General features: G+C 61.0%; 26 protein-coding genes and 1 pseudogene. 13 read left to right on the top strand and 14 right to left on the bottom strand.

Translation table 11 applies throughout. The features are described from left to right. Positions 1-161 precede the first annotated feature (161 nt). The 3 genes and pseudogenes from WH299_RS07335 (at position 162) to phnP (ending at position 2,448) form a co-directional block, all read left to right on the top strand. A pseudogene (locus tag WH299_RS07335) lies at positions 162-1,136 on the top strand (alpha-D-ribose 1-methylphosphonate 5-triphosphate diphosphatase). Further along, positions 1,136-1,708, top strand: coding sequence for a phosphonate metabolism protein/1,5-bisphosphokinase (PRPP-forming) PhnN (phnN, locus tag WH299_RS07330; RefSeq protein WP_339549944.1), 573 nt, complete (start codon positions 1,136-1,138; stop codon positions 1,706-1,708). The pseudogene WH299_RS07335 and the gene phnN overlap by 1 nt, the downstream one beginning before the upstream one ends. Continuing rightward, positions 1,699-2,448: a phosphonate metabolism protein PhnP gene (phnP, locus tag WH299_RS07325; protein WP_339549943.1), complete on the top strand. Its 750-nt coding sequence runs from the start codon at positions 1,699-1,701 to the stop codon at positions 2,446-2,448. The genes phnN and phnP overlap by 10 nt, the downstream gene beginning before the upstream one ends. Positions 2,449-2,484: 36 nt before the next feature. On the opposite strand, the gene WH299_RS07320 is transcribed toward phnP, so the two are convergent. After that, positions 2,485-3,363 carry a LysR family transcriptional regulator gene (locus WH299_RS07320; protein ID WP_122725226.1) on the bottom strand — a complete coding sequence of 293 codons (879 nt, stop codon included), beginning with the start codon at positions 3,361-3,363 and terminating at the stop codon, positions 2,485-2,487. A gap of 182 nt (positions 3,364-3,545) precedes the next feature. Here WH299_RS07320 and WH299_RS07315 point away from each other — a divergent pair, with 182 nt between their 5' ends. Together WH299_RS07315 and WH299_RS07310 are read left to right on the top strand one after the other, a co-directional pair. After that, the gene (locus tag WH299_RS07315; protein WP_339549941.1) at positions 3,546-3,734 is read left to right on the top strand and encodes a type II toxin-antitoxin system HicA family toxin; all 189 of its coding nucleotides are present in this window, start codon (positions 3,546-3,548) and stop codon (positions 3,732-3,734) included. 11 nt (positions 3,735-3,745) lie between these two features. Next, on the top strand, positions 3,746-4,150 hold the full coding sequence (locus tag WH299_RS07310) for a type II toxin-antitoxin system HicB family antitoxin (RefSeq protein WP_122555040.1): 405 nt from the start codon (positions 3,746-3,748) through the stop codon (positions 4,148-4,150). A gap of 154 nt (positions 4,151-4,304) precedes the next feature. Here the strand turns inward: WH299_RS07310 and WH299_RS07305 are convergent, their stop codons facing one another. Beyond that, a complete protein-coding gene (locus tag WH299_RS07305) occupies positions 4,305-5,501 on the bottom strand; it encodes an MFS transporter (RefSeq protein WP_073859992.1) in 1,197 nt (398 codons plus the stop codon). Positions 5,502-5,677: 176 nt separating this feature from the next. Between WH299_RS07305 and WH299_RS07300 the strand changes: the two genes are divergently transcribed. After that, positions 5,678-6,292 carry a DUF5666 domain-containing protein gene (locus WH299_RS07300; protein WP_323625048.1) on the top strand — a complete coding sequence of 205 codons (615 nt, stop codon included), beginning with the start codon at positions 5,678-5,680 and terminating at the stop codon, positions 6,290-6,292. 129 nt (positions 6,293-6,421) lie between these two features. On the opposite strand, the gene WH299_RS07295 is transcribed toward WH299_RS07300, so the two are convergent. From WH299_RS07295 to gcl, 8 genes are all read right to left on the bottom strand, one after another. Continuing rightward, entirely contained in the window at positions 6,422-7,426 is a 1,005-nt protein-coding gene (locus WH299_RS07295) for a sulfate ABC transporter substrate-binding protein (RefSeq protein ID WP_323625047.1), read from the bottom strand. 105 nt (positions 7,427-7,531) lie between these two features. Further along, entirely contained in the window at positions 7,532-8,356 is an 825-nt protein-coding gene (locus tag WH299_RS07290) for an ion transporter (protein ID WP_339549939.1), read from the bottom strand. 31 nt (positions 8,357-8,387) lie between these two features. Next, complete coding sequence (locus WH299_RS07285; protein ID WP_339549938.1) at positions 8,388-9,263, bottom strand: urea transporter; 876 nt, start codon at positions 9,261-9,263, stop codon at positions 8,388-8,390. A gap of 120 nt (positions 9,264-9,383) precedes the next feature. Next, positions 9,384-10,799 (bottom strand): pyruvate kinase, encoded by a 1,416-nt coding sequence (gene pyk, locus WH299_RS07280; protein ID WP_323625045.1) that lies wholly within the window; start codon positions 10,797-10,799, stop codon positions 9,384-9,386. Then, a complete protein-coding gene (locus WH299_RS07275; protein ID WP_339549937.1) occupies positions 10,789-12,069 on the bottom strand; it encodes a glycerate kinase type-2 family protein in 1,281 nt (426 codons plus the stop codon). The genes pyk and WH299_RS07275 overlap by 11 nt, the downstream gene beginning before the upstream one ends. Positions 12,070-12,240: 171 nt before the next feature. Further along, a complete protein-coding gene (locus WH299_RS07270; RefSeq protein ID WP_323625087.1) occupies positions 12,241-13,149 on the bottom strand; it encodes a 2-hydroxy-3-oxopropionate reductase in 909 nt (302 codons plus the stop codon). Then, positions 13,149-13,931 carry a hydroxypyruvate isomerase gene (hyi, locus tag WH299_RS07265; protein ID WP_028615701.1) on the bottom strand — a complete coding sequence of 261 codons (783 nt, stop codon included), beginning with the start codon at positions 13,929-13,931 and terminating at the stop codon, positions 13,149-13,151. Before hyi ends, WH299_RS07270 begins: the two co-directional genes overlap by 1 nt. Before the next feature lie 10 nt (positions 13,932-13,941). Next, a complete protein-coding gene (gene gcl / locus WH299_RS07260) occupies positions 13,942-15,717 on the bottom strand; it encodes a glyoxylate carboligase (protein ID WP_339549936.1) in 1,776 nt (591 codons plus the stop codon). A 256-nt stretch (positions 15,718-15,973) separates the two neighbouring features. Here gcl and WH299_RS07255 point away from each other — a divergent pair, with 256 nt between their 5' ends. Continuing rightward, positions 15,974-16,414: a heme-binding protein gene (locus WH299_RS07255; RefSeq protein ID WP_122725240.1), complete on the top strand. Its 441-nt coding sequence runs from the start codon at positions 15,974-15,976 to the stop codon at positions 16,412-16,414. A 98-nt stretch (positions 16,415-16,512) separates the two neighbouring features. On the opposite strand, the gene WH299_RS07250 is transcribed toward WH299_RS07255, so the two are convergent. Continuing rightward, positions 16,513-17,118, bottom strand: coding sequence for a TetR/AcrR family transcriptional regulator (locus WH299_RS07250; protein ID WP_068935710.1), 606 nt, complete (start codon positions 17,116-17,118; stop codon positions 16,513-16,515). A 134-nt stretch (positions 17,119-17,252) separates the two neighbouring features. Between WH299_RS07250 and WH299_RS07245 the strand changes: the two genes are divergently transcribed. Together WH299_RS07245 and WH299_RS07240 are read left to right on the top strand one after the other, a co-directional pair. Beyond that, positions 17,253-18,167 carry a DUF808 domain-containing protein gene (locus WH299_RS07245; RefSeq protein WP_339549934.1) on the top strand — a complete coding sequence of 305 codons (915 nt, stop codon included), beginning with the start codon at positions 17,253-17,255 and terminating at the stop codon, positions 18,165-18,167. A gap of 138 nt (positions 18,168-18,305) precedes the next feature. Next, the gene (locus WH299_RS07240) at positions 18,306-18,677 is read left to right on the top strand and encodes a DUF805 domain-containing protein (RefSeq protein WP_122725246.1); all 372 of its coding nucleotides are present in this window, start codon (positions 18,306-18,308) and stop codon (positions 18,675-18,677) included. 66 nt (positions 18,678-18,743) lie between these two features. On the opposite strand, the gene WH299_RS07235 is transcribed toward WH299_RS07240, so the two are convergent. Together WH299_RS07235 and WH299_RS07230 are read right to left on the bottom strand one after the other, a co-directional pair. Next, on the bottom strand, positions 18,744-19,532 hold the full coding sequence (locus WH299_RS07235; RefSeq protein ID WP_016979571.1) for an MlaA family lipoprotein: 789 nt from the start codon (positions 19,530-19,532) through the stop codon (positions 18,744-18,746). Continuing rightward, complete coding sequence (locus WH299_RS07230; protein WP_122725251.1) at positions 19,525-20,823, bottom strand: serine/threonine protein kinase; 1,299 nt, start codon at positions 20,821-20,823, stop codon at positions 19,525-19,527. The genes WH299_RS07235 and WH299_RS07230 overlap by 8 nt, the downstream gene beginning before the upstream one ends. Positions 20,824-21,060: 237 nt before the next feature. Here WH299_RS07230 and WH299_RS07225 point away from each other — a divergent pair, with 237 nt between their 5' ends. After that, a complete protein-coding gene (locus WH299_RS07225) occupies positions 21,061-21,429 on the top strand; it encodes a hypothetical protein (protein ID WP_126571019.1) in 369 nt (122 codons plus the stop codon). A 103-nt stretch (positions 21,430-21,532) separates the two neighbouring features. Here WH299_RS07225 and WH299_RS07220 read toward each other — a convergent pair whose 3' ends face one another. Beyond that, positions 21,533-23,086, bottom strand: a complete 1,554-nt coding sequence (locus WH299_RS07220) for a glycoside hydrolase family 17 protein (protein WP_339549933.1) — start codon at positions 23,084-23,086, stop codon at positions 21,533-21,535. Between the two features lie 332 nt (positions 23,087-23,418). On the opposite strand from WH299_RS07220, the gene WH299_RS07215 reads away from it, so the two are divergent. The 3 genes from WH299_RS07215 to WH299_RS07205 all read left to right on the top strand — a co-directional run bounded on the left by WH299_RS07215 (position 23,419) and on the right by WH299_RS07205 (position 26,492). Then, the gene (locus WH299_RS07215; protein WP_025857941.1) at positions 23,419-24,270 is read left to right on the top strand and encodes a glycine betaine ABC transporter substrate-binding protein; all 852 of its coding nucleotides are present in this window, start codon (positions 23,419-23,421) and stop codon (positions 24,268-24,270) included. 255 nt (positions 24,271-24,525) lie between these two features. Next, positions 24,526-24,837, top strand: a complete 312-nt coding sequence (locus WH299_RS07210; RefSeq protein WP_003190001.1) for a DUF485 domain-containing protein — start codon at positions 24,526-24,528, stop codon at positions 24,835-24,837. Further along, positions 24,834-26,492, top strand: coding sequence for a cation acetate symporter (locus tag WH299_RS07205; RefSeq protein WP_028615711.1), 1,659 nt, complete (start codon positions 24,834-24,836; stop codon positions 26,490-26,492). The genes WH299_RS07210 and WH299_RS07205 overlap by 4 nt, the downstream gene beginning before the upstream one ends. The last annotated feature ends 61 nt before the right edge of the window (positions 26,493-26,553 follow it).

Below are 26,553 nucleotides of genomic sequence, written 5' to 3'. Positions count from 1 at the left end.
GGTGAGCAGGGCTGTTGTGGTGAGCGGGCTTGCCCCGCGCTGGGCTGCGCAGCAGCCCCAAAACCTGGCGACGCGTTCTGCCTGAATGAACACGGTGGCCTTACTGGGGCTGCTGCGCAGCCCAGCGCCCCCCACGCCCGTTGCCGCAGAGGAATACGCCCATGCCCGCTGAACAGATCCTCAGTAATGCCCAGATTGTCACGGCTGATCGCATGTTCCTCGGTTCGATGGTGCTGCGCGACGGCAAGATCGTCGACCTTGCCGAAGGCCGCAGCCATTTCCGCGCCCCGGCGTGGACTGGCCGTCGACCTCGGCCGTGCTCAGCCACGATGCGCAGATCATCGCAGCGGGCATCACCACGGTGTTTGACGCGGTATCCATCGGCGACGTGAACCCCAAGGGCAACCGCATGAAGAAACTGCCGGCGATGCTCGATGCCATCGCCCAGGCGGAAGGCGCCGGCCTGACCCGTGCCGAGCACCGCCTGCACCTGCGTTGCGAGCTGTGCCACCCGGACACCCTCAGCGTGTTCCGCGACCTGGTGGAAAACCCGCTGGTGCAACTGGTCTCGGTGATGGACCATTCGCCGGGCCAGCGCCAGTTCGTGCTCGAATCCAAGTACCGTGAGTACTACATGGGCAAGTACCACCTGAACGACGAAACCATGGACGCGTTCATCGTGCTGCAAAAGGCCAACTCCCTGGCGTACAGCGACCGTTATCGCGCCGCCATCGTCGAGCATCGCCGAATTCCCCACCACCCTGGAAGCGGCGAAGGGCTGCCAGGCGCTGGACATGAAAGTGTTGATGGGCGCGCCGAACGTGGTGCGCGGCGGGTCGCACTCGGGTAATGTGGCCGCCGCCGGCCTGGCGGCCGAGGGATTGCTGGATATACTTTCCAGCGACTATTACCCGGCCAGCCTGTTGCAGGCGGCCTTCGTGCTGGCGGACCAGCAGGACGGCGGCGACCTGTCGCGAGCGGTCAAGATGATCAGCCTGGCGCCGGCAAAAGCTGCCGGCCTGAGCGATCGCGGCGAAATCGCCATCGGCCTGCGTGCCGACCTGGTCCAGGCCCGCAGCCGCGAAGGGCTGCCTGTGGTGCAACAAGTATGGCGACAAGCGAAGAGGGTGTTTTGATGGCAGGCAGGTTGATCTATCTCATCGGGCCCTCCGGCTCGGGCAAGGACAGCCTGCTGGATGCTGCACGCCCACGCCTGGCCGAGCGCGGTTGCCGCGTCGTGCGCCGCGTTATCACCCGCTCGGCGGAAGCGGTGGGCGAGGCGGCGCAAGGGGTCAGCCGGGAGCAGTTCGCCGCGCTGCAGGCCGAGGGTGCATTTGCCCTCAGCTGGCAGGCGAATGGCTTGTCCTATGGCATTCCCAAGGAGATCGACGAGTGGCTGGCGGCGGGGGACGACGTGCTGGTCAACGGTTCGCGCGCGCACTTGGCACAGACGCGCGCGCGTTATCCGACGTCGCTGGCGTTGCTGTTGACGGTAGATCAGGCGGTGTTGCGCCAGCGTTTGATCGCACGCGGGCGTGAGGCCCTGGCGGATATCGAGGAGCGTCTGGCACGCAATACGCGGTTCACCGCTGAGTTGATCGCGGGGCATGGGGCGGGGTTGTTCATGCTGGACAACTCCGGGCCGCTGGAACATACAGTCGAACGCCTGCTGTGCTGCCTCGACCACGGGCACTCGGCATGCGCCTGACGCTGCTCGGCACCGGTGACGCGCGGCAAGTCCCGGTGTACGGCTGCGAATGCCCCGCGTGCGGTCTGGCGCGCAGCGACGAAAGACTGCGCCGCCGCCCGTGCAGTGCGCTGATCGAATGCGGCGACCAGCGCTGGCTGATCGACAGCGGTTTGCCCGACCTCACCGAACGCTTCCCGTCGCGCAGCTTCAACGGGATTTTCCAGACCCACTACCACGCCGATCATGCCCAGGGTTTGCTGCACCTGCGCTGGGGGCACGGGTGGGTGATTCCGGTGCACGGCCCAGCGGATCCGGAGGGGTTGTCGGACTTGTACAAGCATCCGGGCATCCTGGATTTCAGCCAGCCCTTTGCCGCATTTGAAACACGCCAGTTTGGCGAGTTGAGCGTCACAGCGTTGCCGTTGCAGCATTCCAGACTGACGTTGGGTTACTTGCTGGAAGGCGAAGGGCGGCGCATCGCTTACCTCACTGACACGGTCGGCCTGCCACCGGAGACCTTGGCCTGGTTGCAACGCGAACCGCTGGACGTGCTGGTGCTGGATTGCTCCATGCCGCCGCAGCCGCAAGCGCCGCGAAATCACAATGACCTGACGCTGGCGTTACAGAGCATTGAGGAAACCGGTGCGCAATTGGGGGTGCTGACCCATGTGGGGCATACGTTGGATGCGTGGTTGCTGGAGCATCGCTGTGAATTGCCACTGCATGTCACGGTCGGCTGGGATGGCCGGATCATCTGAACACCCTCCAACCCCGCAGGAGCCGGCTTGCCGGCGCTACGCCATTAGCCCTTCAACGTATTCGATAAACGCCTTGGCCTTGGCACTTGGCATTCGACCTGTCGGCAACACTGCCCAGAGATCCTTCGGCGGGAGTTCCCAGTCGGTCAACACGGCTTTCACCTCACCCCTGGTCAATTCCGGGCCGAACATCCATTCGGACGTCATCGCTAGGCCGTGGTGAGCGAGCACGCCAGCGCGCAAGCCTTCGGAAGACGTGACGCGCAAGCGCCCGCGAGCAGCTATGGCCTGCTCGTGAGGGCCTTGTTTGAAGGGCCAGAGCGGGCTCTCCCCGAGGCTGTAGATCACGGCCTGGTGGTTGAGGATATCCGCTGGGCTTTGTGGCTCGCCGAAACGTTCGAAGTAGGCCGGTGTGCCGAACACCCGGCTTGGGCTTTGGCCAAGCCGGCGAGCAGTGAGACCGGAATCACTCAAGTTGCCGATACGCAGGGCGACGTCGATGCCGTCTTCAACCAGGTTGAGGATGCGGTCGTCGAGCAACACGTCGATGTTCAGGCCAGGGTGCTGGTCAAGGAAGGGTCCCAGGTTGGGAATGATCCGCATACGGGAGAATGTCACGCCGGCGCTGACCCGCAGGTTGCCCGTTAATCCTGCGCCCGCGCCCCGGGCGGCCTCGTCAGCTTCGTCGGCTTCGAATATCGCGCTCTTGGCTTTTTCGAAAAACGCCAGGCCTGCCTCGGTGGGCGTCAGGCCCCTGGTCGAGCGCAACACCAACCGCACGGCCAGGCGTGCTTCCAATTGCGCGATGCTTTTGGACACGGCGGGTTGGCCGATGCCCAGGCGCTTGGCAGCGGCCGAGAAGGAGCCGGTCTCCACGACGTGAACGAAGGTTTCCATGGCAGTGAGACGGTCCATCGGGTGTTCCTGTTGGCTGGGCGGCGCTCAAGCCTAAGGCGATGGGCTGCCGGTGTCATGCGTTTCCCGTGTTGTACTTTCAATATTCAGTAAAACAGCCGTCAGTCAGGGGTGTGAATTTTGTGCTTGAGTAAAGATAACTCTAGGGTTACGTTTATTCAGGCCAAGCCAAGGAGGCTCGGGTGCAAAGCAGGTTATTGATCAAGGAACTGCAAGAGGCAGGTTGGATGCTGGATCGGGTCACGGAAAGTCATCATATTTTTACTCATCGCTATAGCCCTTACACCATTCCAGTGCCCCATCCAAAGAAGGACTTGCCGCTGGGCACCGTCAGAAGCATCAGGAAGCGCGCCGGCTTGTTTCAGTTTTAAGGAGAACATTCATGCAATACCCAATCTGTATCGAATGGGGCGATGACTTCACCGCCACCGGTATCCAGATCCCCGATATCCCAGGCGCAGTCACCGCCGGGGACAGTTTTGAAGAGGCCTACAACGCCGCAGTGGAAGTCGCGCACATCATGCTTCAAGAGATTGCCGCAGAAGGCGGGCCGATTCCGATGCCGACGTCGGTGGCCAACCATCACACGCACGAGGACTACGCCGGCATGGGCTGGGGGATGTTGGAGTTGGACATCTCGCCCTACCTGGGCAAGACCGAGAAGGTCAATGTGACCTTGCCCGGTTACGTCATCCAGCGTATCGACCGGTATGTGCGTGAGCACAAGGTCAAGAGCCGCTCCTCCTTCCTGGCGGATGCCGCGCTGGAGAAGCTGGTGCGGTCCTGAGGAAGGTTTAAGGATATGTCCTGACCGTTGGGAAAACCGCGTAGTTGAGCGAGAGGTGCTGTTTTAGATTTTGTTTTTCTCTCGTCAAAACAACGCGATGCCGCCCGGGCCTTTGTGTTGTCGAGTGTTTCAATTACAAAGGAATTCCGGTCCCTCAAGCAGTGGCAACCGTGGCCTGACGTGAAGCACTCACGAACCGCAGCAGCGCGATCAAGGGGAACGCGCTGCCCACCAGCATCACGCCCAGCCAGCCGCCGTGTTCATACACGCTGCTGGCAATCGCGGAGCCGAAGGCGCCGCCGATGAAGATGCTGGTCATGTACAGCGCGTTCAGGCGGCTGCGGCTGTTGGCGTCGAGCGCGTAGATGGCGCGTTGGCCCAGCACCATATTCATCTGCACGCAGAAGTCCAGGACCACTCCGGTCACGGCCAGGCCAATCACGCTGTACAACGGGTGCACGAAGGCCGGCAGAAAACTCAGTGCCGCAAACAGCATGGCCAGCAACGACGCGCGGTGGGTATGGCCGGCATCGGCCAGGCGGCCGGCGATGGGCGCGGCTATGGCGCCCAGCGCGCCGACCAGGGCAAACAGCGCGATCTCGCTTTGGCTCAATCCGTGGTTGCGCGCCAGCTCCAGTGGGGCAGCGGTCCAGAACAGGCTGAAGGTGGCGAACATGCAACCCTGATAAAACGCCCGTTGGCGCAATACCGGCTGCTCACGCAACAAGGTGCCGAGGGAGCGCAGCAACTGGCCATAGGTGGCACTGTGGTCGGGCTGGCGCTTGGGGATGGTGATCAGCAACACCACACTGATAAACGCCATCAACGCCGCCGCCGCCATGAACATCGCGCGCCAGCCGAAGTGGTCCGCCACCACGCTGGACACCGGCCGAGCCAACAGGATGCCGAGCAACAGGCCACCCATAATGCTGCCGACCACGCGGCCACGGGATTCGGCGGGTGCCAGGTGCGCAGCCAGCGGGATCAGGATCTGCACCGACACCGAACTGAAACCGATCAGCAGCGATACCAACAGGAACAGATTCGGCTGCTCGGTAAATGCCGCACCCAACAGACTGGCGATGGCCAGTACGGTGGTGGCGATCATCAGCTTGCGGTTTTCCAACAGGTCACCCAGTGGCACCAGGAAAAACAGGCCCAGGGCGTAACCGATCTGCGTCAAGGAGACGATCAGGCTGGCCATCGCAGGCGTAAGGCCGATGTCCGGCGCGATCAGCTCGATGATCGGTTGTGCATAGTAGATATTGGCAACAATGGCGCCGCAGCAAAACGCAAACAGCATCACCATGCTCCGGGTCATGGTGGTTGTAGCGTGGGAGGTAGCGTTCATGGTGTTCTCATAAATGCGAAGGAAAGTGGGGCGAGCCTAAAGACAACACCGTAGCCCGGGTAGGCCGCTGGCAGTGATAACACTCATGCCCGGTAATGATGAGTGAATCGTTAACTTTCTGCGCGAAGGGTGATGATACATTCAGGCATAACTGCCGAAACAGGAAATTGATGGTCATGAAAATCACGTTGAACAAAATGCTCCTGGCTTCCACGCTCGCCGCCGCCATGGCCGTGGGCCTGGCCCAGGCTGCCGAAGCCCCGCGCGTAGGTGTACGCGGCGCCATTACGGCGATGGAGGGCGATGCGATGCACGTCAAGGTCAATAGCGGTGAGGAGGTCATCGTGCACCTCACCCCGGCCACCCAGGTGCGCGCAGTCACCCTGGCCAAGATCGATGAGATCAAGCCGGGCAGCTACATCGGCTCCGCCGCCATGCCCAACGCCGATGGCAGCCTGACGGCGCTGGAAGTGCACGTGTTTCCACCGGCCATGGCCGGCACGGGCGACGGGCATCGCGCATTCGACCTCAAAGAAGGCAGCAGCATGACCAACGGCACCGTCGGCGACCTAGTCGTGAGCAACGGGCGCACCTTGACCGTGAAGTACAAAGGCGGCGAACAGAAGATCGTGGTGCCGGAGGATGTGCCGATCGTCAACCTGGAGCCGGGGGATCGCAGTTTGCTCAAGGCGGGGGTAAAGGTGGTGTTGTTTGCGGCGCAGGGGGCGGATGGGACCATTACCGCGCAGGCCATCTCAGCCGGTAAAGATGGTGTGACACCGCCAATGTAAAGTCTGGCGCAGAACCAAATGTGGGAGCGGGCTTGCTCGCGAATGCGGTGGATCAGCCAATGAATCTGTTGACTGACACACCGCATTCGCGAGCAAGCCCGCTCCCACTGTTTTACCGCGTTTATTCAGTTATTGACCGGAGTAGATCTGGTCAAACACCCCACCATCATTGAAGTGGGTCTTCTGCACCGTGCGCCAGTCACCAAAGGTCTTCTCAACCGACAGGAAGTCGACTTTCGGGAAGCGGTCGGTGTGCTTGGCCAGCACCTTGGGGTCACGTGGACGCAGGTAGTTGTTGGCCGCAATTTCCTGGCCTTCCGCCGACCACAGGTACTTCAGGTAGTCTTCAGCCGCCACGCGGGTGCCTTTCTTCTCGACCACTTTGTCGACCACCGACACCGGCGGCTCAGCTTCGGCGGAGACGCTTGGGTAGATCACTTCGAACTGATCGCGGCCGAATTCACGGGCGATCATTTCCGCTTCGTTTTCAAAGGTCACCAGCACGTCGCCGATCTGGTTGGTCATGAAAGTCGTGGTGGCGGCACGGCCGCCGGTGTCCAGTACCGGGGCCTGTTTGAACAGCTTGCCGACAAAGGCCTTGGCTTTGTTTTCGTCGCCGCCGTTCTTCAGCACATAGCCCCAGGCCGACAGGTAGGTGTAGCGGCCATTACCCGAGGTTTTCGGGTTGGGCACGATCACCTGCACGCCGTCTTTCAACAGATCCGGCCAGTCTTTCAGTGCTTTCGGGTTGCCTTTGCGCACGATGAATACGGTGGCGGAGGTGAACGGTGCGCTGTTGTTCGGCAGGCGGGTGACCCAGTTGTCCGGCACCAGTTTGCCGTTGTCGACCAACGCGTTGATGTCGGTGGCCATGTTCATGGTGATCACGTCAGCCGGCAGACCGTCGATCACCGAGCGCGCTTGTTTGCTGGAGCCGCCGAAGGACATCTGCAGGGTCAGTTTGTCGTTCGGGTGCTCGGCTTCCCAGTGCTTCTGGAACGCAGCGTTGTAGTCCTTGTAGAAATCGCGCATCACGTCGTAGGAGACGTTGAGCAGTGTGACGGGGGCGGCCTGGACGGCGCCCGCCAGGGCAAGGCCGGCGGCCAGGAGGGAGGCGCTAACGAGTTTTTTCACTGCTCATTCCTTGTTGTTCGAGAAGGTGGTCGATTGAGTAGGGGCAATTTGCCAGCGACTATAGCGGGCGCCGCATAGACGTTTAAAGATTAAAACGTACTTTGCTTATTCCACTTTACGGAAAAGGTTACTCCCGCAACGCGAGCAGAAGGCGGCATTCGGCTCATGGCTGTTCTTCTTGCACACTGGGCAGTCGGTTTGCAGCTGTTCGCCGCGCATGGCACTCGCCAGTTCAGCGGTGAAAATCCCGGTGGGCACGGCAATGATCGAATAACCGGTGATCATCACCAGCGACGAGATCACCTGGCCCAGCGGCGTCTTTGGCACGATGTCGCCAAAGCCAACGGTGGTCAGGGTCACGATGGCCCAGTAGATGCCCTTGGGAATGCTGGTAAAGCCATGCTCCGGGCCTTCGATCACGTACATCAAGGTGCCGAACACGGTCACCAGGGTGCACACGCTGACCAGGAACACCACGATCTTCTGCTTGCTGCCGCGCAGCGCCGCCATCAGGTAGTTGGCCTGCTTGAGGTACGGGCTGAGCTTGAGCACGCGGAAGATCCGCAACATCCGAATGATGCGGATGATCAGCAGGTACTGCGCGTCGCTGTAATACAGCGCGAGGATGCCGGGGACGATGGCAAGCAAATCCACCAGCCCATAAAAGCTGAAGGCATAGCGTAACGGCTTCGGCGAGCAATACAGGCGCAACCCGTATTCGATCAGGAAGATCAGCGTGAAGCCCCATTCGATATAGGCCAGCACATCGGCGTAGTTCTGGTGTATCTGGTCGATGCTGTCGAGCATCACGATCACCAGGCTGGCGAGGATGATCAGCAGCAAGATGCCGTCAAAGCGCCGCCCGGCCGTGGTGTCACTCTGGAAAATCATGACGTAGAGCCGTTGGCGCCAGTCGTTGTTGCTGTCCATAATTCCCGCCTGAAACTGATATCAAGCAAGCCTAGGGGGATTCGAAGGGGCTGTCCATGCAGGGTTTGCGCAACACCCGAGCGCCTGCACGCACCAGCCAGCAGGCGAGGATGAACGGCGCGGTCAACGCAGGCAGGTGCAGGGCGGCGAAGCCGGGTGTGAGCGTGATCGCCAGCAGGATGCCCAGCAGCGGCAGCCAGGGCTGGCGACGTACTTGGCTCAACGCCAGGGCTGCCAGCGCCGGGTTGTAGCTGTGCAGGCCGAGGAGGGCGCTGGCGGGTTCGTCCAGCCACAGCGCAATCAACACGCCGACACTGGCGCCGATCAAGGCCCAGGTGGCGGCGCGGCGGTTGGCTAGCCACAGGCCGAGCGCAATCAGCGCGCCCGACACCGGCTGATCCAACAACATGATTTGCGCGAGCCCGGTAAAAGGCGCGTTGAGGATAGCCAAGGAGTCGGGTTCGCTCAGGACAAATGTGCTCTCCGGCACCGTGCCCAGCAGCAACCAGCCCAGGCCGACAAAAGGCGCGGTATAGGCCGGCAGGTCATTGGGCTGGCTGGCGCGTTTCAACCATTGCCGCGTCAGGATCGCGCTCAAACCTGCGCACGCCAGGATCAGCGGCGGCAGCAAGGCCGACCAGGCGAAGTGCTGGCTGATCAACAAGCCCAGCAGCACGCCGTTGTAGCTATACAGCCCGGCCTGGCGCTCGGCCTTGGGATAGCCCCGGCGCTGGGCCGTGAGCAAGCCCGCGACGCCACCCAACAAGGCGCCGCCGAGCAAGGTCGGCGCGCCGATCAGGATCGCCAGCAGGCACAGCAGGCCGCACAGCGGCTGGCGTTGCAGGAAGATCTGACTGAAGCCGTTGAGCAGCGCTTCGGCCCAGTCGGGGCAGGTGGGATTGTGCATGGTGGTTAGTCAGTGAGACTGAGTTGTCCCCATCGCAGGCAAGCCAGCTCCCACATTTGACTGTGTTCGCAGATCAAAATGTGGGAGCCGGGCTTGCCCGCGATGGGGCCCGAACAGGCGCTAGATCAACGTCTCTATACGCAAAGAGTTGGTCGACCCAGGCTGCCCGAATGGCACCCCCGCCGTAATCACCAACGTATCCCCACGCTCCGCCATCCCCTGCGCCTGGGCGATCTCCAGCGCGGTGGAACACACCTCATCCACCTGGCGCAGCCGATCGTTGACCACCGAATGCACGCCCCACGCCACGCTCAACCGCCGCGCCGTGGACAGGTTGGGCGTGAGGTTGAGGATCGGCGCTACCGGCCGTTCCCGCGCCGCGCGCAGGCTGGAGCTGCCCGACTCGCTGTAGTTCACCAGCACCGCCACCGGCAGGATGCTGCTGATACGGCGGATCGCGCAGCTGATGGCGTCCGATACCGTGGCATCCGCCTTCGGCCGGCTGACATCCAGTTGCGCCTGGTAATCCGGACCGTTTTCCACCTGGCGGATGATCTTGCTCATCATCTGCACGGCTTCCAGCGGGTATTCGCCGGACGCGGTTTCCGCCGACAGCATCACCGCGTCCGCGCCTTCGGCCACGGCATTGGCGACATCGGTGACTTCGGCACGGGTTGGCGCCGGCGAGAAGCGCATCGACTCCAGCATCTGCGTCGCCACCACCACCGGTTTACCCAGTTGGCGGCAGGTGCTGATGATGTCCTTCTGGATCTGCGGCACGCTCTCGGCGGGAACTTCCACGCCCAGGTCGCCTCTGGCCACCATGATCGCGTCGCTCAGTTCGGCGATTTCCTGCAGGCGCTGCACGGCCGAGGGTTTCTCGATCTTGGCCATGAGGAACGCCTTGTCGCCGATCAGCTCGCGGGCTTCGCGAATGTCTTCCGGGCGCTGCACGAACGACAGCGCCACCCAGTCCACACCCAGTTCCAGGCCGAAGCTCAGGTCGCGCCGATCCTTGGCGGTCAGTGGGCTCAGTTCCAGCAGTGCTTGTGGGACGTTCACGCCTTTGCGGTCCGACAATTCGCCGCCATTCAGCACGGTGGTGTCGATGGCGTCGGCATGTTTGGTGATCACCCGCAGGCGCAATTTGCCGTCGTCCAGCAGCAGGTCCATGCCGGGCTCCAGCGCCGCGATGATTTCCGGGTGAGGCAGGTTGACCCGCCGCTGGTCGCCCGGTGTTTCGTCCAGGTCCAGGCGCAACGCCTGGCCGCGCACCAGTTGCACCTTGCCCTCGACAAAGCGTCCGACGCGCAGTTTCGGCCCTTGCAGGTCCATGAGGATGCCCAGCGGATAATTCAGCTGGCGCTCGACCTGGCGAATCCATTGGTAGCGTTGGGCATGGTCGGCGTGGTCGCCGTGGCTGAAATTGAGCCGGAAGATATTCACCCCGGCTTCCACCAGCTCGCGGATGTCGTCGATACCGTCGGTGGCGGGGCCCAGGGTGGCGAGGATTTTGACCTTCTTGTCAGGCGTCATGTTTGGCAGTCTCAAGGATCAGGATGGCGCGGAAGTCGTTGACGTTGGTGCGCGTGGGCTCGGTGATGATTAAACCGTCGAGGGCGGCGAAATAGCCGTAGCCGTTGTTGTTATCCAACTCATCGCTGGCCGACAGTCCGAGGGCTTCGGCGCGCGAATAGCTGCATGGCGTCATGATCGCGCCGGCGTTGTCTTCCGAGCCGTCGATACCGTCGGTGTCACCGGCCAGGGCGTACACGCCGGGCAGGCCCTTGAGGCTGTCGGTGAGGCTCAACAGGAATTCCGCATTGCGCCCGCCACGGCCATTGCCGCGCACGGTCACGGTGGTTTCGCCGCCGGAGAGGATCACGCACGGCGCCGCCAGCGGCTGGCCGTGCTGCACGATCTGTCGGGCGATACCGGCGTGCACCTTGGCCACGTCCCGTGCTTCGCCTTCCAGGTCGCCGAGGATCAACGGGCTGAAACCGGCCTGACGGACTTTTACCGCCACAGCTTCAAGGGATTGCTGGGGGCGGGCGATCAATTGGAAGTGGCTGCGGGCGAGCACCGGGTCGCCGGGCTTGACGGTTTCCGAGGCCGGGTTTTGCAACCAACTGCGAACCGCGGCGGGGACTTCGATGCCATACCGCTTGAGAATCGCCAGGGCTTGTTGCGAGGTGCTCGGGTCGCCGACCGTGGGGCCGGACGCGATCACCGTGGCCTGGTCGCCGGGCACATCGGAAATCGCGTAGGTATAGACCGTCGCGGGCCATGCCGCTTTCGCCAGTCGACCTCCCTTGATGGCCGAAAGGTGCTTGCGCACGCAATTCATCTCGCCGATGGTCGCGCCGGATTTGAGCAGGGCTTTGTTGATGGCCTGTTTGTCGGCCAGGGTGATGCCTTCGGCGGGCAGCGCCAGCAGCGCAGAGCCACCACCGGACAACAGGAAGATTACGCGGTCGTCTTCCGTCAGGTTGCTGATCAGCGCGAGTACGCGCTGGGCCACGGCCAGGCCGGCAGCATCGGGCACTGGGTGAGCGGCTTCGACCACTTCGATTGTCTTGCACGGCGCGCCGTGGCCGTAGCGGGTGACGACCAGGCCGGCAACTTCGCCCTGCCAGCAGTTCTCCACGACCAGCGCCATGGCGGCGGCGGCTTTGCCGGCACCGATCACGATCACACGGCCGCTGCGGTCGGCGGGCAGGTAGGGTTCAAGGACTTGCCGGGGGTGGGCGGCGTCGATGGCTGTGGCAAACAGCTCGCGAAGCAGATGTTGCGGATCGACCGACATAAGCGGGCTCCCGGGGGATTCTTGTTATTAGGTATGAGGCTTGGAATAGGGACCAAAATGTGGGAGCTGGCTTGCCTGCGATAGCGGTGTATCAGGCAATGAATGTCTAGTTGCAAGATTGCTATCGCAGGCAAGCCAGCTCCCACACTGGATTGCATTTCAAGTAAGCACTTACTTCTCGCGAATCGAGAAATTCGCCATATGTTCCAGGCCCTTGATCAGCGCCGAGTGGTCCCAATTGCCGCCGCCAATCGCCGTGCATGTGCTGAACACCTGCTGCGTACCAGCGGTATTCGGTAGGTTGATCCCCAGCTCCTTGGCACCGGCCAACGCCAGGTTGAGGTCCTTCTGGTGCAGGTTGATGCGGAAGCCCGGGTCAAAAGTGCCCTTGATCATGCGCTCGCCATGCACTTCGAGGATTTTCGACGAAGCAAATCCGCCCATCAGCGCTTCACGCACCTTGGCCGGGTCGGCGCCGTTCTTGGAGGCGAACAGCAGTGCTTCCGCCACCGCCTGGATGTTCAGCGCCACGATGATCTGGTTGGCGACCTTGGCGGTCTGGCCATCGCCATTGCCGCCCACCAGCGTGATGTTCTTGCCCATGGCCTGGAACAGCGGCAGCGCGCGTTCGAAGGTCTGCGGCTCGCCACCGATCATGATGCTCAGGGTGCCGGCCTTGGCGCCGACTTCACCACCGGACACAGGTGCATCCAGGTACTGCGCGCCGGTCTCGTTGATCTTGGCGGCGAACGCCTTGGTGGCGGTGGGAGAGATCGAACTCATGTCGATCACCACCTTGTTCGGCGACAGGCCGGCGGCGACGCCGTCTTTGCGGAACAGTACGTCGTCGACCTGCGGGGTGTCCGGGACCATCACAATGATGAACTCGGCTTCCTGCGCAACTTGCTGCGGGTTGGCCAGGGCCACGGCGCCTGCGTCGATCAGCGCTTGCGGCGCCTTGCCATGGTGCTCGGAGAGGAACAGTTGGTGACCTGCTTTCTGCAGGTTCGCGGCCATGGGTTGGCCCATGATGCCGGTGCCGATGAATCCGATTTTAGCCATGAAAGAATCCTCTTTTATTAGATGGCGTTGTGGGTCTTCAACCAACCCAAACCCGCTTCGGTGGTGGTCAACGGCTTGTATTCACAGCCGACCCAACCCGTGTAGCCGATGCGGTCCAAATGTTCGAACAGGAAGCGGTAGTTGATCTCACCGGTACCCGGCTCGTTGCGCCCTGGGTTGTCCGCCAGCTGGATGTGGTTGATCTCACCCAGGTGCGCGGCCATGGTGCGGGCCAGGTCGCCTTCCATGATTTGCATGTGATAGATGTCGTACTGCAGGAACAGGTTGGCGCTGCCCACCTGTTCGCGAATCGACAGGGCTTGCGCCGTGTTGTTCAGGTAGAAGCCTGGGATGTCGCGGGTATTGATCGCTTCCATCACCAGCTTGATGCCCACCGCTTGCAGTTTTTCAGCGGCGTACTTGAGGTTGGCGACGAAGGTTTTTTCCAGGGTTTCGTCGTCAACGCCTTGTGGCCGGATGCCCGCCAGGCAGTTGATCTGGGTATTGCCCAGCACCTGGGCGTAGGCGATCGCCAGCTTGACCCCGGCACGGAATTCTTCGACCCGGTCCGGGTGGCAGGCCAGGCCGCGTTCGCCCTTGGCCCAGTCACCGGCCGGCAGGTTGAACAGCACCTGGGTCAGGCCGTGGGCGTCGAGTTGCGCCTTGATTTCGGCAGAGCTGAATTCATAGGGGAACAGGTACTCGACACCTTCGAAGCCCGCATCGGCGGCCGCTTTGAAACGGGCAAGAAAGTCCTGTTCGGTAAACAGCATGGACAGGTTGGCGGCGAAACGCGGCATAAGGTTCTCCTTAATCGAGCAGGGAAATGGCAGTCGGCGCATCGTTGCCGACCAAGGCCAGATCTTCGAATTCGTTGACGGCGTTGATCTCGGTGCCCATGGAAATATTGGTCACGCGCTCCAGAATAATCTCAACGATCACCGGAACCTTGAATTCTTCGATCATTTCCTCGGCGCGGCGCAGGGCCGGCGCGATCTGGCTCGGTTCGAACACACGCAAGGCCTTGCAACCCAGGCCTTCGGCGACGGCCACGTGGTCCACGCCATAGCCGTTGAGTTCCGGGGCGTTGAGGTTGTCGAAGGACAGCTGCACGCAGTAGTCCATTTCAAACCCGCGCTGAGCCTGGCGGATCAGGCCGAGGTAGGAGTTGTTCACCACCACGTGGATGTACGGCAGCTTGAACTGTGCGCCCACGGCCAGTTCTTCGATCATGAACTGGAAGTCGTAGTCGCCGGACAGCGCCACCACTTTGCGGCTCGGGTCAGCCTTGACCACGCCGAGGGCGGCGGGGATGGTCCAACCCAACGGGCCGGCCTGCCCGCAGTTGATCCAGTGGCGTGGCTTATACACGTGCAGGAACTGCGCGCCTGCAATCTGCGACAGGCCGATGGTGCTGACGTAGCAGGTGTCTTTGCCGAACACCTGGTTCATTTCTTCATACACGCGCTGTGGCTTGACCGGCACGTTGTCGAAATGGGTCTTGCGGTGCAGGGTGGCTTTGCGTTGCTGGCAGTCATTGAGCCAGGCGCTGCGGTCCTTGAGCTTGCCGGCGGCTTTCCACTCGCGGGCCACTTCAATGAGCATCGTCAGCGCAGAACCGGCGTCGGACACGATACCCAGGTCCGGGGTGAAGACGCGGCCAATCTGGGTCGGCTCGATGTCGACGTGAATGAACTTGCGGCCCTCGGTGTACACCTCGACCGAACCGGTGTGGCGGTTGGCCCAACGGTTACCGATGCCCAGCACCACGTCCGACTTGAGCATCGTCGCGTTGCCATAACGGTGGGACGTCTGCAGGCCGACCATGCCGACCATCTGTGGGTGATCGTCCGGAATGGTGCCCCAACCCATCAGGGTCGGGATCACCGGGATGCCGGTCAGTTCAGCGAATTCAACCAGCAATTCGCTGGCGTCGGCATTGATCACGCCGCCACCGCTGACCAGCAGTGGGCGCTCGGCCTGGTCCAGCAGCGCCAGGGCTTTTTCCACCTGCACGCGGGTGGCCAGTGGTTTGGCCAGGGGCAGGGGTTGGTAGGCGTCGATGTCGAATTCGATCTCGGCCATCTGCACGTCGAACGGCAGGTCGATCAACACCGGGCCTGGGCGGCCGGAGCGCATTTCATAGAAGGCTTTCTGGAAGGCGTACGGCACTTGGCCAGGTTCCAGGACGGTGGTTGCCCACTTGGTCACCGGCTTGACGATGCTGGTGATGTCCACGGCCTGGAAGTCTTCCTTGTGCATCCGGGCGCGGGGCGCTTGACCGGTGATGCACAGGATCGGGATCGAGTCGGCCGAGGCGCTGTACAGGCCGGTGACCATGTCAGTGCCTGCCGGGCCCGAGGTGCCGATGCACACGCCGATATTGCCGGCCTTGGTGCGGGTGTAACCCTCGGCCATGTGGGAGGCGCCTTCAACGTGGCGAGCAAGGACGTGATCGATGCCACCCACTTTCTGCAAGGCCGAATACAGCGGGTTGATCGCGGCGCCTGGGATACCGAAGGCGGTGTCCACACCTTCGCGACGCATCACCAGGACGGCGGCTTCGATTGCTCTCATTTTGCTCATGATATTGGTGCCTCTTGCGTTTTGTAATTGTATACAAGTGGTGTCTGGACAAAGTGTATTCACGGCGAGCGGCGTAGGTCAATGCATTTTATAAACTGGCCTATGCGTTCGTCGGAACGGCTTTTTTCGACGTATGGAGCCTTTGTGCGAAAATATTGTATACAAAATCAAAAGTCATTGTGTTCTATTTGTTTGATCGAGCATCTGATCATTCAGACCTCCACCGCTTTCCCAATAACAAAAGAAGGACGGCACCATGAGCGCTTTAACCTTGAAACTCGCCACTCAACTGGCCAGCCAGGCCCTCAGTGCAGGGCGCACCATCTCCGCTGCACCGCTGACCATCGCCGTGCTCGACAGCGGCGGCCACTTGATCACCCTGCAACGCGAAGACGGTGCCAGCCTGCTGCGCCCACAAATCGCCATCGGTAAGGCCTGGGGCGCGATAGCCCTGGGCAAGGGTTCACGCCTGCTGGCGCTGGACGCGCAGCAGCGACCGGCGTTTATCGCGGCGTTGAACAGTTTGGGGCAGGGCAGCGTGGTGCCTGCGCCGGGTGGGGTATTGATTCGAAATCAGGAAGGCGCGGTGCTGGGGGCGATCGGGATCAGCGGGGATACGTCGGACATTGATGAGCAGTGCGCGATCACGGCGATCGAGGAGATCGGGCTGTTGGCAGACGCCGGCGTATCAGCCTGACACTACCCTTTGTAGGAGCCGGCTTGCCGGCGATGGCGCTCGAAAGAGCGCCGCAGAATATGAAAGTCTCATCGCCGGCAAGCCGGCTCCTACAAAGGTCAGTCCGGCTCGCAGCCTTTGAGCACCAGCCGGATAATCGTCTGCGCCGCCGCCTCATAATCCGCCTCATCCAGCTTGGCCTTCCCGGTCACTGCCGAGATCTGCCAGTCAAAATCCGCATAGGTCTGCGTCGCCGCCCAGATGCTGAACATCAAGTGATTGGGGTCAATCGGCGCAATCAGGCCGCGATCCACCCAGTCCTGGATGCAGGCGATGTTGTGCTTGGCCTGGGCGTTGAGCTGTTCGACCTGGTCGGCGCTGAGGTGCGGGGCGCCGTGCATGATTTCGCTGGCAAAGACCTTGGAGGCAAATGGCAGGTCGCGGGAGATACGGATTTTCGAGCGGATGTAGTTGCTCAGTACTTCCTTGGGCGCGCCGTCCGGGTTGAACGGTGTGGAGGCGGCCAGGATCGGCTCGATGATGCTTTCGAGCACCTCGCGGTAGAGGTTGTCCTTGGACTTGAAGTAGTAGTAGACGTTGGGCTTGGGCAGCCCGGCCTTGGCGGCGATGTCGCTGGTTTTGGTCGCGGCGAAGCCCTTGTCGGCAAACTCCTCGCTGGCCGCCCGCAGGATCTTTTCTTTGTTGCGCTCGCGAATGGTGCTCATAAACCTGGAGTTTCCTTGCCAAGACTGGCGGTTGCGCATGGTAGCACCGGCCATCTGCGAGCCTCAACAATCTGCCCGCCGGGCCTTGCGCCGCGCTATGCTCGCGTCATCCCACTCTTACGGAAGCCCGATTCATGGCAGGAAGCAGCTTGTTGGTGTTGATCGACGATATCGCCGCAGTACTCGATGACGTTGCCCTGATGACAAAAATGGCGGCAAAGAAGACCGCTGGCGTCCTGGGTGATGACCTCGCCCTCAATGCCCAACAGGTTTCCGGCGTGCGTGCCGAGCGGGAAATTCCCGTGGTGTGGGCGGTGGCCAAGGGCTCCTTCGTCAACAAGTTGATCCTGGTGCCAGCGGCTTTATTGATCAGCGCGTTTGCACCGTGGGCGGTGACGCCGTTGTTGATGCTCGGCGGTGCCTACCTGTGTTTCGAAGGGTTCGAAAAGCTGGCGCATAAATTCCTCCACAGCAAGGCCGACGATCACGCTGAACATGCGCAGTTGGTCGAGGCCGTGGCCGATCCTGCCACCGACCTGGTGGCCTTCGAAAAGGACAAGATCAAAGGCGCCATCCGTACCGACTTCATCCTCTCCGCCGAAATCATCGCCATCACCCTCGGCACCGTGGCCGATGCGCCCTTGATGCAGCAGGTGATCGTGCTGTCCGGCATTGCCATCGTCATGACCGTGGGCGTGTATGGCTTGGTGGCCGGTATCGTCAAGCTGGATGACCTGGGTCTGTGGCTCGCCCAGAAACCTGGCCAGGCGGCGCGCAGCATCGGTGGTGCCATCCTGCGTGCGGCGCCGTACATGATGAAGAGCCTGTCGGTGATCGGTACGGCGGCGATGTTCCTGGTGGGCGGCGGGATTCTCACCCACGGCGTGCCGGTGGTGCATCACTGGATCGAGACGGTCAGCCAGGGCGCAGGCGGGGTGGCGTGGTTGGTGCCGACGCTGCTGAATGGCGTGGCGGGTATCATTGCCGGGGCGGTGGTGTTGGTCGTCGTGCAAGTAGTTGGCAGGGTATGGCGAGCCGTTAAGCGCTGATTAGTTCGCAGCGAATACAGACTGAAAAGTTGTTTAAGCTTAATCCTACAGTTCGGTTTTCAAGGCATTTATAGGATGCGTCGCGTGCCTTCCCGTGAAGTCACGCACTAAGAAAACGGATCGAGTAGGGAGTTAAGGATGAACTGGTGTTTTCAGGCGATAAAAAACTATGCCAACTTCAGCGGGCGCGCTTGTAGAAGGGAGTATTGGGCGTTTGCAGTTTTAGACTACCTGCTGATGTACGGCTCAATTGTAGTAGCAGGCTGGGCCGGGGTTGCCTACAGCAAGTGGTTTTATATCCCGCTAGGCGTTTACGTTGTACTTACGATCATCCCCCGGCTATCTGTAACATTTAGGCGGCTTCACGATGTGAACACGACTGGCGCTTATATCCTGTGGTATGCGCTACCGTTCGTGGGTTTATTAGTTGTGACCATCCGACTGCTTAGAAAAGGCGACAAGGGGGAGAATAACTACGGATTGCCTTGCCGTGATGTCGAACATGCTTAACAGACCGGGCTTACCGTAACCGCAATAAAAAAGGCCATTCAATCGAATGGCCTTTTTTGTGGGCGTTTACTCGGCAATCTGCAGCTTTCGCGATTCCGTATAGATGTAGCGCACCTTCTCATACTCGAACGGCGAGTTCATCTGGCCATACCGGAAGCTGGTCTGATAACGCTTGTCCACCGCGCGCAATGCCCAGATTTCCGGGTGGTTGGAGCTGACTTCGGACACGTTGAGGAAGTTGATCTGGGTTTCGGCACCGTAGTCGACGATCAGGCCGGTGGTGTCGCGCAGGTTCGATGGGCCGAAGATCGGCAGCACCAGGTACGCGCCGCCGGGTACACCGTAGAAGCCCAAGGTCTGGCCAAAGTCTTCGCTCTGGCGCGGCAGGCCCATGGCAGTCGCCGGGTCCCAAAGGCCGGCGATGCCGATAGTGGTGTTGACCAACAGGCGGCCGGTGGTTTCCAGGGAGCGATGGCCCTTGAGTTGCAACAGGCTGTTCAGCAGGTTGGGCACATCGCCCAGGTTGTTGAAGAAGTTGCTCACGCCGGTGCGCAGGAAACTCGGGGTGACGTAGCGGTAGCCATCGACCACCGGCAGGAACACCCATTGGTCGAAGCGATAGTTGAAGTGGTACACGCGACGGTTCCACGACTCCAACGGGTCATACACGTTGAGCGCGGTGAGCGATGAACGTTCGAACTCGCGCTGGTCCAGGCCGGGGTTGAACTTGAGTTTGGTCAGCGGTTCCTTGAAACCATCGGAATCGACTTTGACTGGCTCGTGGGCCTTGCTGTTGTCGGCATTGGCCACGCCTGCGCACATCAGGGCGGCAAGCAGCAGAAGATATTTAGCCACGGAAGAACTCCAGCATGGCGTCGGCGTTGACGCGGTAATTGAGGTTGCCGCAATGGCCGCCCAGCGGGTAGACGGTCAAGCGATCGCCGAAGGTTTTACGCAGGAAACCGAGGTCGCCCGGGCCGAGGATCACGTCGTCGGCGTTATGCATCACGGCGATTTTCGGGCTGGTGTGCAGGTAGTCCTTGAGGGCGTACAGGCTGACCTGGTCGATCAGTTGCAGCAGGCTGCCGCCGTCGGAGCGGGCGCGCCACATTGGGATCACTTGTTCGGTGAGGTAGCAGTCGAAGTCGCACTGCAGTGCACGCTTGAGGAACGGCGTGAGGCTGGTGCCTTCGGTGATCGGGTATTTCGGAGGGATGATCAGGCCACGGCGGTTGATCAAGTCCGAGGTAAAGGCGATGTCGGCCGCCGAGAAGCGGAACGAGGTGCCGATCAGCATGGCCATCTGTTCGTTGGTCAGGTGCTGCTTGGATTGCTGGAAGTCGTAGAGCAGGGCGTCGTTCAGGTCGATATAGCCCTTTTGCTGGAAGTAGCGGGTCAGCTTGTTCAGCACCAGCTCATAGAAGGTGGTGGTGTTGTTGATGCCTTTCACCTCGGTCTGCACCAGCTTGTCGAGGTTGGTGATCGAGGTGTAGAGGTTGACCGGCGGGTTAAGCAACAAGACTTTCTTGAAGTTGAAGCTGCGGCGCGTCTCGTCGAGCTTGCTGACGAACGCTGCATCCAGGGCACCGAGGCTGTAGCCGGTGAGGTAGAAGTCAGTCACTGGCAACGAAGCGTTTTGCGCGCGCACGGCTTGCATCACGCGGTACATGTCTTCGGCGTCTTCCTGGGTGATGCCCGGCGTGGCGAAGCGCGAGGCGGCACTGATGAAGTCGAAGCTGGTCGGCGACGACAGTTGCACCACGTGGTAGCCGGCCTGGTAATACAGCTTTTTCAGGTATTCGTTGATGCTGCTGTCGAAGCGCGCACCGGTGCCCGCGATCAGAAAGATCAGCGGCGCGGCGCGGTCCTGCTTGGCGATGCGGTAGGTGAGTTTCTTCACCGCCCAGAAGTTGTCCGGCAGGCTGAATTCGCGCTCGGGGCGCATGTTCAGGGTGTAATCGGACTGATTGATCTCGTCGTCGCTCGGCAATTTCGGCCGAAGGTCAGGCGGCGTGGTGGCGATGGTGGCTTCAAACGGGTTGGTCAAAGGGTAGCCATAGCTGGCTTGGTCAATGTCGACGGCCAGTGCTGACGCACTCAGAAAAAGGCTGCCCAGCAAGGCAGCACAGCGCAAGGAACGGAGCATGACTTAATCCCTAGGAGGAAACGTACTTAATGAAGTTCGCAGGCTATGACCGCCGTCCAGTCGCCGAAGTGCCATCACGCGGCACGAAATGTCGGAAAAAAAACGTTGGAATCGGGGTAATAGTAGCCAGACGATACACTTTGCCACGCTTTGGTGAACACTAATTGTGTGTATGCGCCTTGCTAACGGCTGCCGGGGCATTAAGCTGAGCGCCGTTTTTGCCTATCGGAGTACCCCATGTCCCGTCGTTTGCCGCTGATTTTGCTGCTTATTGCACTGCCGCTGTGGCTGGCCGCCAGTTACGGTGCGCGCTATGGCTTTATGGAAGATGGCCAGTGGGTGGGCCTCTGCGCGGACGAGGCGAGCCGCTGGGAATGCCAGCTGCGTTCGAACCTAGGGTTGATGATCCACTTCAAGGTGTTGGGCTGGACGGCGTTGATCACGTCGGTGCTGGCGTTTTTCGTGCCGGGTCGTGCGGGGTGGGGGTTGGCGGTGCTGGGGATGGTGTTCGGGTTGCCGGCACTGGCGTTGTACAACACCACGTTTGCGGTGTTTGCCGTGGTGATTGCGGGGTTGCGGTTGGTCAGGAAGCCCCGCGTTGCTTGATGGGGCCTCATCGGGGGCAAGTCGAACCGTCGCACCCACAGGGGAATGCATTCCAAATGTGGGAGGGGCGGTGCGACGGTTCGACTTGCCCCCGATAGCGATGTTAAATCTTGCGTACCCGCAAGCAGCGCCACAAGGCTGCCGTCATGAGCAGGCTCACTACCGCCCAGCCCCAAGCCTGCTGGTTCAATAACCCCTCACGGTACAACTGCGGCGCAATGCCCGCACCGATGATAAAGGCCAGCAGCGCGATCTCCCGACGCGGTCCCGTCACCGGACGTATCACGTACACCAGGGCCGGCAACACCAGCGCCGCGCTCGGGAAGCTGCGGTAGCGCGGGTCGAACACCAATGCCAGCATCATTACCGCTCCGGCAAACCCGGCAATCGCCACCAGCCAGCCTGCGCGTTGCTCCAGCCAGTTGAACGCCCGGTCACGCCAACCTTCCTGTGCACTCAAGGCCAAGGCCGCATGGGCCAGCACCAGCAGGTTCAACACCAGCAGCAACCCAGCCCACACCCATTCATCATTAAAGCGCGCAGTCACGCGGGTCAGCTCGGCCCAGGTGCCAATGGAACAGGCCGCCACCGCACCCAGCAGTGGCAGGGCAATCGCCGCGCGGGTAGTGCGTACACGTCCGCCCAACACCAAGGTGCCCAATAGGATGATGCCTCCTACGCCCAGCCATAGCGGCCAGTACGGCACGTTGGTTACCGGCCCGGCGAGGATGCCCTTGTCCTGGCGATCAGCATCGAACAGGCCCCAGTAACCACCTACGGCGCCTTCACTGGCCCGCTTCCACGGCTGGTCAAAGGCTTCGATCAGGTTGTAACGCCAGCCATTGGCCTCGGCCATGGCCACGAATCCGCGCATGAACTTGGCCTCGTTGACCCGGTTCGGCACGGCGGTTTCGCGCTGGCGGCCTTCGCTTGGCCAGCCGGTTTCACCGATCAGGATGTCCTTGGGGGCGAACTTGTCGCCGAAGGTCTGGCGCACATCGCCCACGTGTTTGAGAGCCTGGTCGATGCCCGACGGATCATCTTCCCAGTACGGCAACAAGTGGATGGTAAGGAAATCCACCGCCGGGGCGATTTCGGGGTGTTGCAGCCAAAACTCCCACACGTCCGCGTAGGTTACTGGCTGTTTGATCTGGCTTTTGACCGTCTGGATGAGCTTCACCAACTGCGTGGCGGTGACTTCCTTGCGCAGCAGCGCTTCGTTGCCGACGATCACCGAGGTCACCACCTCCGGATGAGCATTCGCCGACGCGATCAGTTCGTTGATTTCCTTTTCGGTCGCGACCGGATCACTGCTCACCCAGGCCCCGGCCATCACCTTCAGCCCGTGCTTGCGCGCCATGTCCGGCAAGGCTTCCAGGCCGGTCATAGAGTAAGTGCGAATGCACTCGAAGCGCGTGGCCAGCAGGGCGAGATCAGCGTCCATGCGCTCCGGACGCAGCGTGAATGGCTGGTCGAACGGCGATTGGTCTTTATCGAATGGGGTGTAGGACGCGCACTGCATCTTGTGCGTGGCGCTGGCGACGTCGGGCAGCACCACGGGCCGGCCGAGGCCATACCAGTAAGCGAACAGGGCCAGCAGGCCGAGGATCAAGGCGAAGCAATAGGGCAGGGCAGGGAAGCGGGCAGTCGCGGGCATGGTCGGCTTATCTGGAAGAGCAAAGGCGCGCATCTTACCCGGATTTGGCCCGACCCAGTGGGGCTGCATAATTTTGACATGCAAAGTTCGGGCGGGATTTTGGCGTCAAGTCCTACAAAGCATCCTACTGGCGATGTGATGTCGTTCCTTGCTTGTAGGATGTCGCTGACAGAGCAGGTCCAACACCCGAGCAGGTTGATGATCGAAGTGTCAGTACTCCGCTGACGGCGCACTACCGTGATCGATGCGCGTGAAGGGGGCGCGGTGCACCACATAACAACAGGTTGACGTCGCTCGGCATCCGCCGGGCGCAGCACTTTCGGGGAAGTACTATGAAGATGCGACGACTCTTGGGCGCAGCTGCCACTCTGGTAGTTGCGATGAGCTCCACACTGGCCAGCGCCGACAGCAAGACCCTGAGCATCGGCTATGTGGACGGCTGGTCCGACAGCGTGGCTACCACCCACGTGGCGGCAGAAGTGATCAAGGCCAAGCTCGGTTATGACGTGAAACTGCAAGCCGTCGCCACCGGGATCATGTGGCAGGGCGTTGCCACCGGCAAGCTCGACGCCATGCTCTCCGCCTGGCTGCCGGTCACCCACGGTGAGTACTGGGCCAAGAACAAGGACAAGGTGGTCGACTACGGCCCCAACTTCAAGGACGCGAAGATCGGTCTGATCGTACCGGAGTACGTCAAGGCCAAGTCCATCGAAGATCTCAAGACCGACACCACCTTCAAGAACAAGATCGTCGGCATCGACGCAGGTTCTGGCGTGATGCTCAAGACCGACGAAGCTATCAAGCAGTACGGCCTCGATTACAAGCTGCAAGCCAGCTCGGGCGCGGCGATGATCGCCGAGCTGACCCGTGCCGAAGACAAACAGGAATCCATTGCGGTCACCGGTTGGGTGCCACACTGGATGTTCGCCAAGTGGAAACTGCGTTTCCTGGACGATCCAAAAGGGATTTATGGTGCTGCTGAAACCGTCAACAGCATCGGCAGCAAGGGCCTGGAGAAGAAAGCGCCGGAAGTCGCGGCCTTCCTGAAGAAATTCCAATGGGCCTCCAAGGATGAAATCGGCGAAGTCATGCTGGCGATTCAAGAAGGCGCCAAGCCTGATGCCGCCGCCAAGGATTGGGTCGCCAAGCACCCTGAGCGTGTCGCCGAGTGGACCGGTAAATAACACTACAGCTACATCCCTTGTGGGAGGGGGCTCGCCCCCGATGGCGGTCTGTCAGCTATAGATGTGCTGGCTGACACACTGCTATCGGGGGCAAGCCCCCTCCCACAATTGTTTTGCATCCCGCAAATCCTCCAGCGGCTTCAGAATCCCTCGCTACACTCGATCTAATACTAAGGTCGTCTGGAACCTCTACGGCAGCCGCATACAGTGGATACGTTCCAATAATAAAAAAGCTGTGCTGCGAGGATAAAAACAATGAACGACAGCATTTACCTCTCGATTCAAAACAGCCCGCGTTTCAAGGAGCTGGTGAGAAAAAGGGAAAGGTTCGCCTGGATTCTCTCGGCGATCATGCTAGGGCTTTACTCCGCTTTCATCCTGTTGATCGCCTACGGGCCACAAGTACTGGGGGCCAAGATCAGCCCCGGCTCGTCGATTACCTGGGGCATTCCCCTGGGCGTCGGGCTGATTGTGTCCGCCTTCATCCTGACCGGCATCTACGTGCGCCGGGCCAATGGCGAGTTTGACGACCTGAACAATGCGATTCTCAAGGAGGCTGCGCAATGATCCGGCGTCTACTGGCAATATTCGGCGCTTCGCTCTTTGCCCCGGCCGTTTGGGCGGCGGATGCATTGACTGGTGAAGTGCACAAGCAACCCCTGAACGTTTCGGCCATCGTGATGTTCGTCGCGTTTGTCGGCGCGACCCTGTGCATCACCTACTGGGCCTCCAAGCGCAACAAATCGGCGGCCGACTACTATGCAGCCGGCGGCAAGATCACCGGTTTCCAGAACGGCCTGGCGATTGCCGGTGACTACATGTCGGCGGCGTCCTTCCTGGGGATTTCCGCGCTGGTCTACACCTCTGGTTATGACGGCCTGATCTACTCGATCGGCTTCCTGGTGGGCTGGCCGATCATTCTGTTCCTGATCGCCGAGCGCCTGCGTAACCTGGGCAAGTACACCTTTGCCGACGTGGCGTCCTATCGCCTGGGCCAGACTCAGATTCGCAGCCTGTCGGCCTGCGGCTCGCTGGTGGTGGTGGCGTTCTACCTGATCGCGCAGATGGTCGGTGCGGGCAAGCTGATTCAGCTGCTGTTCGGCCTGGACTACCACGTTGCGGTGATCCTGGTCGGTATCTTGATGGTGATGTATGTACTGTTCGGCGGCATGCTGGCGACCACCTGGGTACAGATCATCAAGGCTGTGTTGCTGCTGTCCGGTGCCTCGTTCATGGCACTGATGGTGATGAAGCACGTCAACTTCGACTTCAATGCCCTGTTCTCCGAGGCGATCAAGGTTCACCCTAAAGGTGAGGCGATCATGAGCCCCGGCGGCTTGGTGAAAGACCCGATTTCCGCGTTCTCCCTCGGGCTTGCGCTGATGTTCGGTACGGCTGGCCTGCCACATATCCTGATGCGCTTCTTTACCGTCAGCGACGCTAAAGAAGCGCGTAAGAGCGTGTTCTATGCCACCGGTTTCATCGGTTACTTCTACATCCTGACCTTCATCATCGGCTTTGGCGCGATCCTGCTGGTCAGCACCAACCCGGCGTTCAAGGATGCGGCAGGCGCCTTGCTGGGCGGCAACAACATGGCGGCGGTGCACCTGGCCAACGCGGTGGGTGGCAGTATCTTCCTGGGCTTCATCTCGGCCGTGGCCTTCGCCACCATCCTCGCGGTGGTTGCCGGCTTGACCCTGGCCGGTGCGTCGGCGGTGTCCCATGACCTGTACGCCAGCGTGATCAAGAAAGGCAAGGCCAACGACAAGGATGAGATTCGCGTTTCGAAAATCACCACCGTTGCCTTGGGCGTCCTTGCGATTGGCCTGGGTATCCTGTTCGAAAGCCAGAACATCGCGTTCATGGTTGGCCTGGCGTTCTCCATTGCCGCCAGCTGTAACTTCCCGGTGCTGCTGCTTTCCATGTACTGGAAAAACCTCACCACCCGTGGCGCGATGATTGGCGGCTGGCTGGGCTTGATCAGTGCCGTTGGCCTGATGGTGCTGGGCCCGACCATCTGGGTCTCGATCCTGCACCATGAAAAAGCCATCTTCCCTTATGAGTACCCGGCGCTGTTCTCGATGATCATCGCGTTCGTCGGCATCTGGTTCTTCTCCATCACCGACAAGTCGGCGGCGGCAGAGAAAGAGCGTGCGCTGTACTTCCCGCAGTTTGTGCGTTCGCAAACTGGCCTGGGGTCGAGTGGGGCGGTTTCTCACTAAGGTTGTAGCTGGACAGGAAAATACCCCGGTCGAAAGGCCGGGGTATTTTTTTGTCTATAAA

The organism is Pseudomonas sp. MYb541 (assembly GCF_037479595.1).
GTDB lineage: Bacteria > Pseudomonadota > Gammaproteobacteria > Pseudomonadales > Pseudomonadaceae > Aquipseudomonas > Aquipseudomonas canadensis.
This window is presented reverse-complemented; position numbering and strand designations above follow the sequence as displayed.

What these genes read in the sequence shown, in the direction of transcription:
- gcl (WP_339549936.1), bottom strand. Translation starts at nt 15,717, where the DNA reads ATGAGCAAAATGAGAGCAATCGAAGCCGCCGTCCTGGTGATGCGTCGC.
- WH299_RS07215 (WP_025857941.1), top strand. Translation starts at nt 23,419, where the DNA reads ATGAAGATGCGACGACTCTTGGGCGCAGCTGCCACTCTGGTAGTTGCG.
- WH299_RS07290 (WP_339549939.1), bottom strand. Translation starts at nt 8,356, where the DNA reads ATGGACAGCAACAACGACTGGCGCCAACGGCTCTACGTCATGATTTTC.
- WH299_RS07205 (WP_028615711.1), top strand. Translation starts at nt 24,834, where the DNA reads ATGATCCGGCGTCTACTGGCAATATTCGGCGCTTCGCTCTTTGCCCCG.
- hyi (WP_028615701.1), bottom strand. Translation starts at nt 13,931, where the DNA reads ATGCCGCGTTTCGCCGCCAACCTGTCCATGCTGTTTACCGAACAGGAC.
- WH299_RS07225 (WP_126571019.1), top strand. Translation starts at nt 21,061, where the DNA reads ATGTCCCGTCGTTTGCCGCTGATTTTGCTGCTTATTGCACTGCCGCTG.
- WH299_RS07285 (WP_339549938.1), bottom strand. Translation starts at nt 9,263, where the DNA reads ATGCACAATCCCACCTGCCCCGACTGGGCCGAAGCGCTGCTCAACGGC.
- WH299_RS07310 (WP_122555040.1), top strand. Translation starts at nt 3,746, where the DNA reads ATGCAATACCCAATCTGTATCGAATGGGGCGATGACTTCACCGCCACC.
- phnN (WP_339549944.1), top strand. Translation starts at nt 1,136, where the DNA reads ATGGCAGGCAGGTTGATCTATCTCATCGGGCCCTCCGGCTCGGGCAAG.
- WH299_RS07250 (WP_068935710.1), bottom strand. Translation starts at nt 17,118, where the DNA reads ATGAGCACCATTCGCGAGCGCAACAAAGAAAAGATCCTGCGGGCGGCC.
- WH299_RS07240 (WP_122725246.1), top strand. Translation starts at nt 18,306, where the DNA reads ATGAACTGGTGTTTTCAGGCGATAAAAAACTATGCCAACTTCAGCGGG.
- WH299_RS07300 (WP_323625048.1), top strand. Translation starts at nt 5,678, where the DNA reads ATGAAAATCACGTTGAACAAAATGCTCCTGGCTTCCACGCTCGCCGCC.
- pyk (WP_323625045.1), bottom strand. Translation starts at nt 10,799, where the DNA reads ATGACGCCTGACAAGAAGGTCAAAATCCTCGCCACCCTGGGCCCCGCC.
- WH299_RS07210 (WP_003190001.1), top strand. Translation starts at nt 24,526, where the DNA reads ATGAACGACAGCATTTACCTCTCGATTCAAAACAGCCCGCGTTTCAAG.
- WH299_RS07220 (WP_339549933.1), bottom strand. Translation starts at nt 23,086, where the DNA reads ATGCCCGCGACTGCCCGCTTCCCTGCCCTGCCCTATTGCTTCGCCTTG.
- WH299_RS07230 (WP_122725251.1), bottom strand. Translation starts at nt 20,823, where the DNA reads ATGCTCCGTTCCTTGCGCTGTGCTGCCTTGCTGGGCAGCCTTTTTCTG.
- WH299_RS07275 (WP_339549937.1), bottom strand. Translation starts at nt 12,069, where the DNA reads ATGTCGGTCGATCCGCAACATCTGCTTCGCGAGCTGTTTGCCACAGCC.
- WH299_RS07255 (WP_122725240.1), top strand. Translation starts at nt 15,974, where the DNA reads ATGAGCGCTTTAACCTTGAAACTCGCCACTCAACTGGCCAGCCAGGCC.
- WH299_RS07245 (WP_339549934.1), top strand. Translation starts at nt 17,253, where the DNA reads ATGGCAGGAAGCAGCTTGTTGGTGTTGATCGACGATATCGCCGCAGTA.
- WH299_RS07320 (WP_122725226.1), bottom strand. Translation starts at nt 3,363, where the DNA reads ATGGACCGTCTCACTGCCATGGAAACCTTCGTTCACGTCGTGGAGACC.
- WH299_RS07305 (WP_073859992.1), bottom strand. Translation starts at nt 5,501, where the DNA reads ATGAACGCTACCTCCCACGCTACAACCACCATGACCCGGAGCATGGTG.
- phnP (WP_339549943.1), top strand. Translation starts at nt 1,699, where the DNA reads ATGCGCCTGACGCTGCTCGGCACCGGTGACGCGCGGCAAGTCCCGGTG.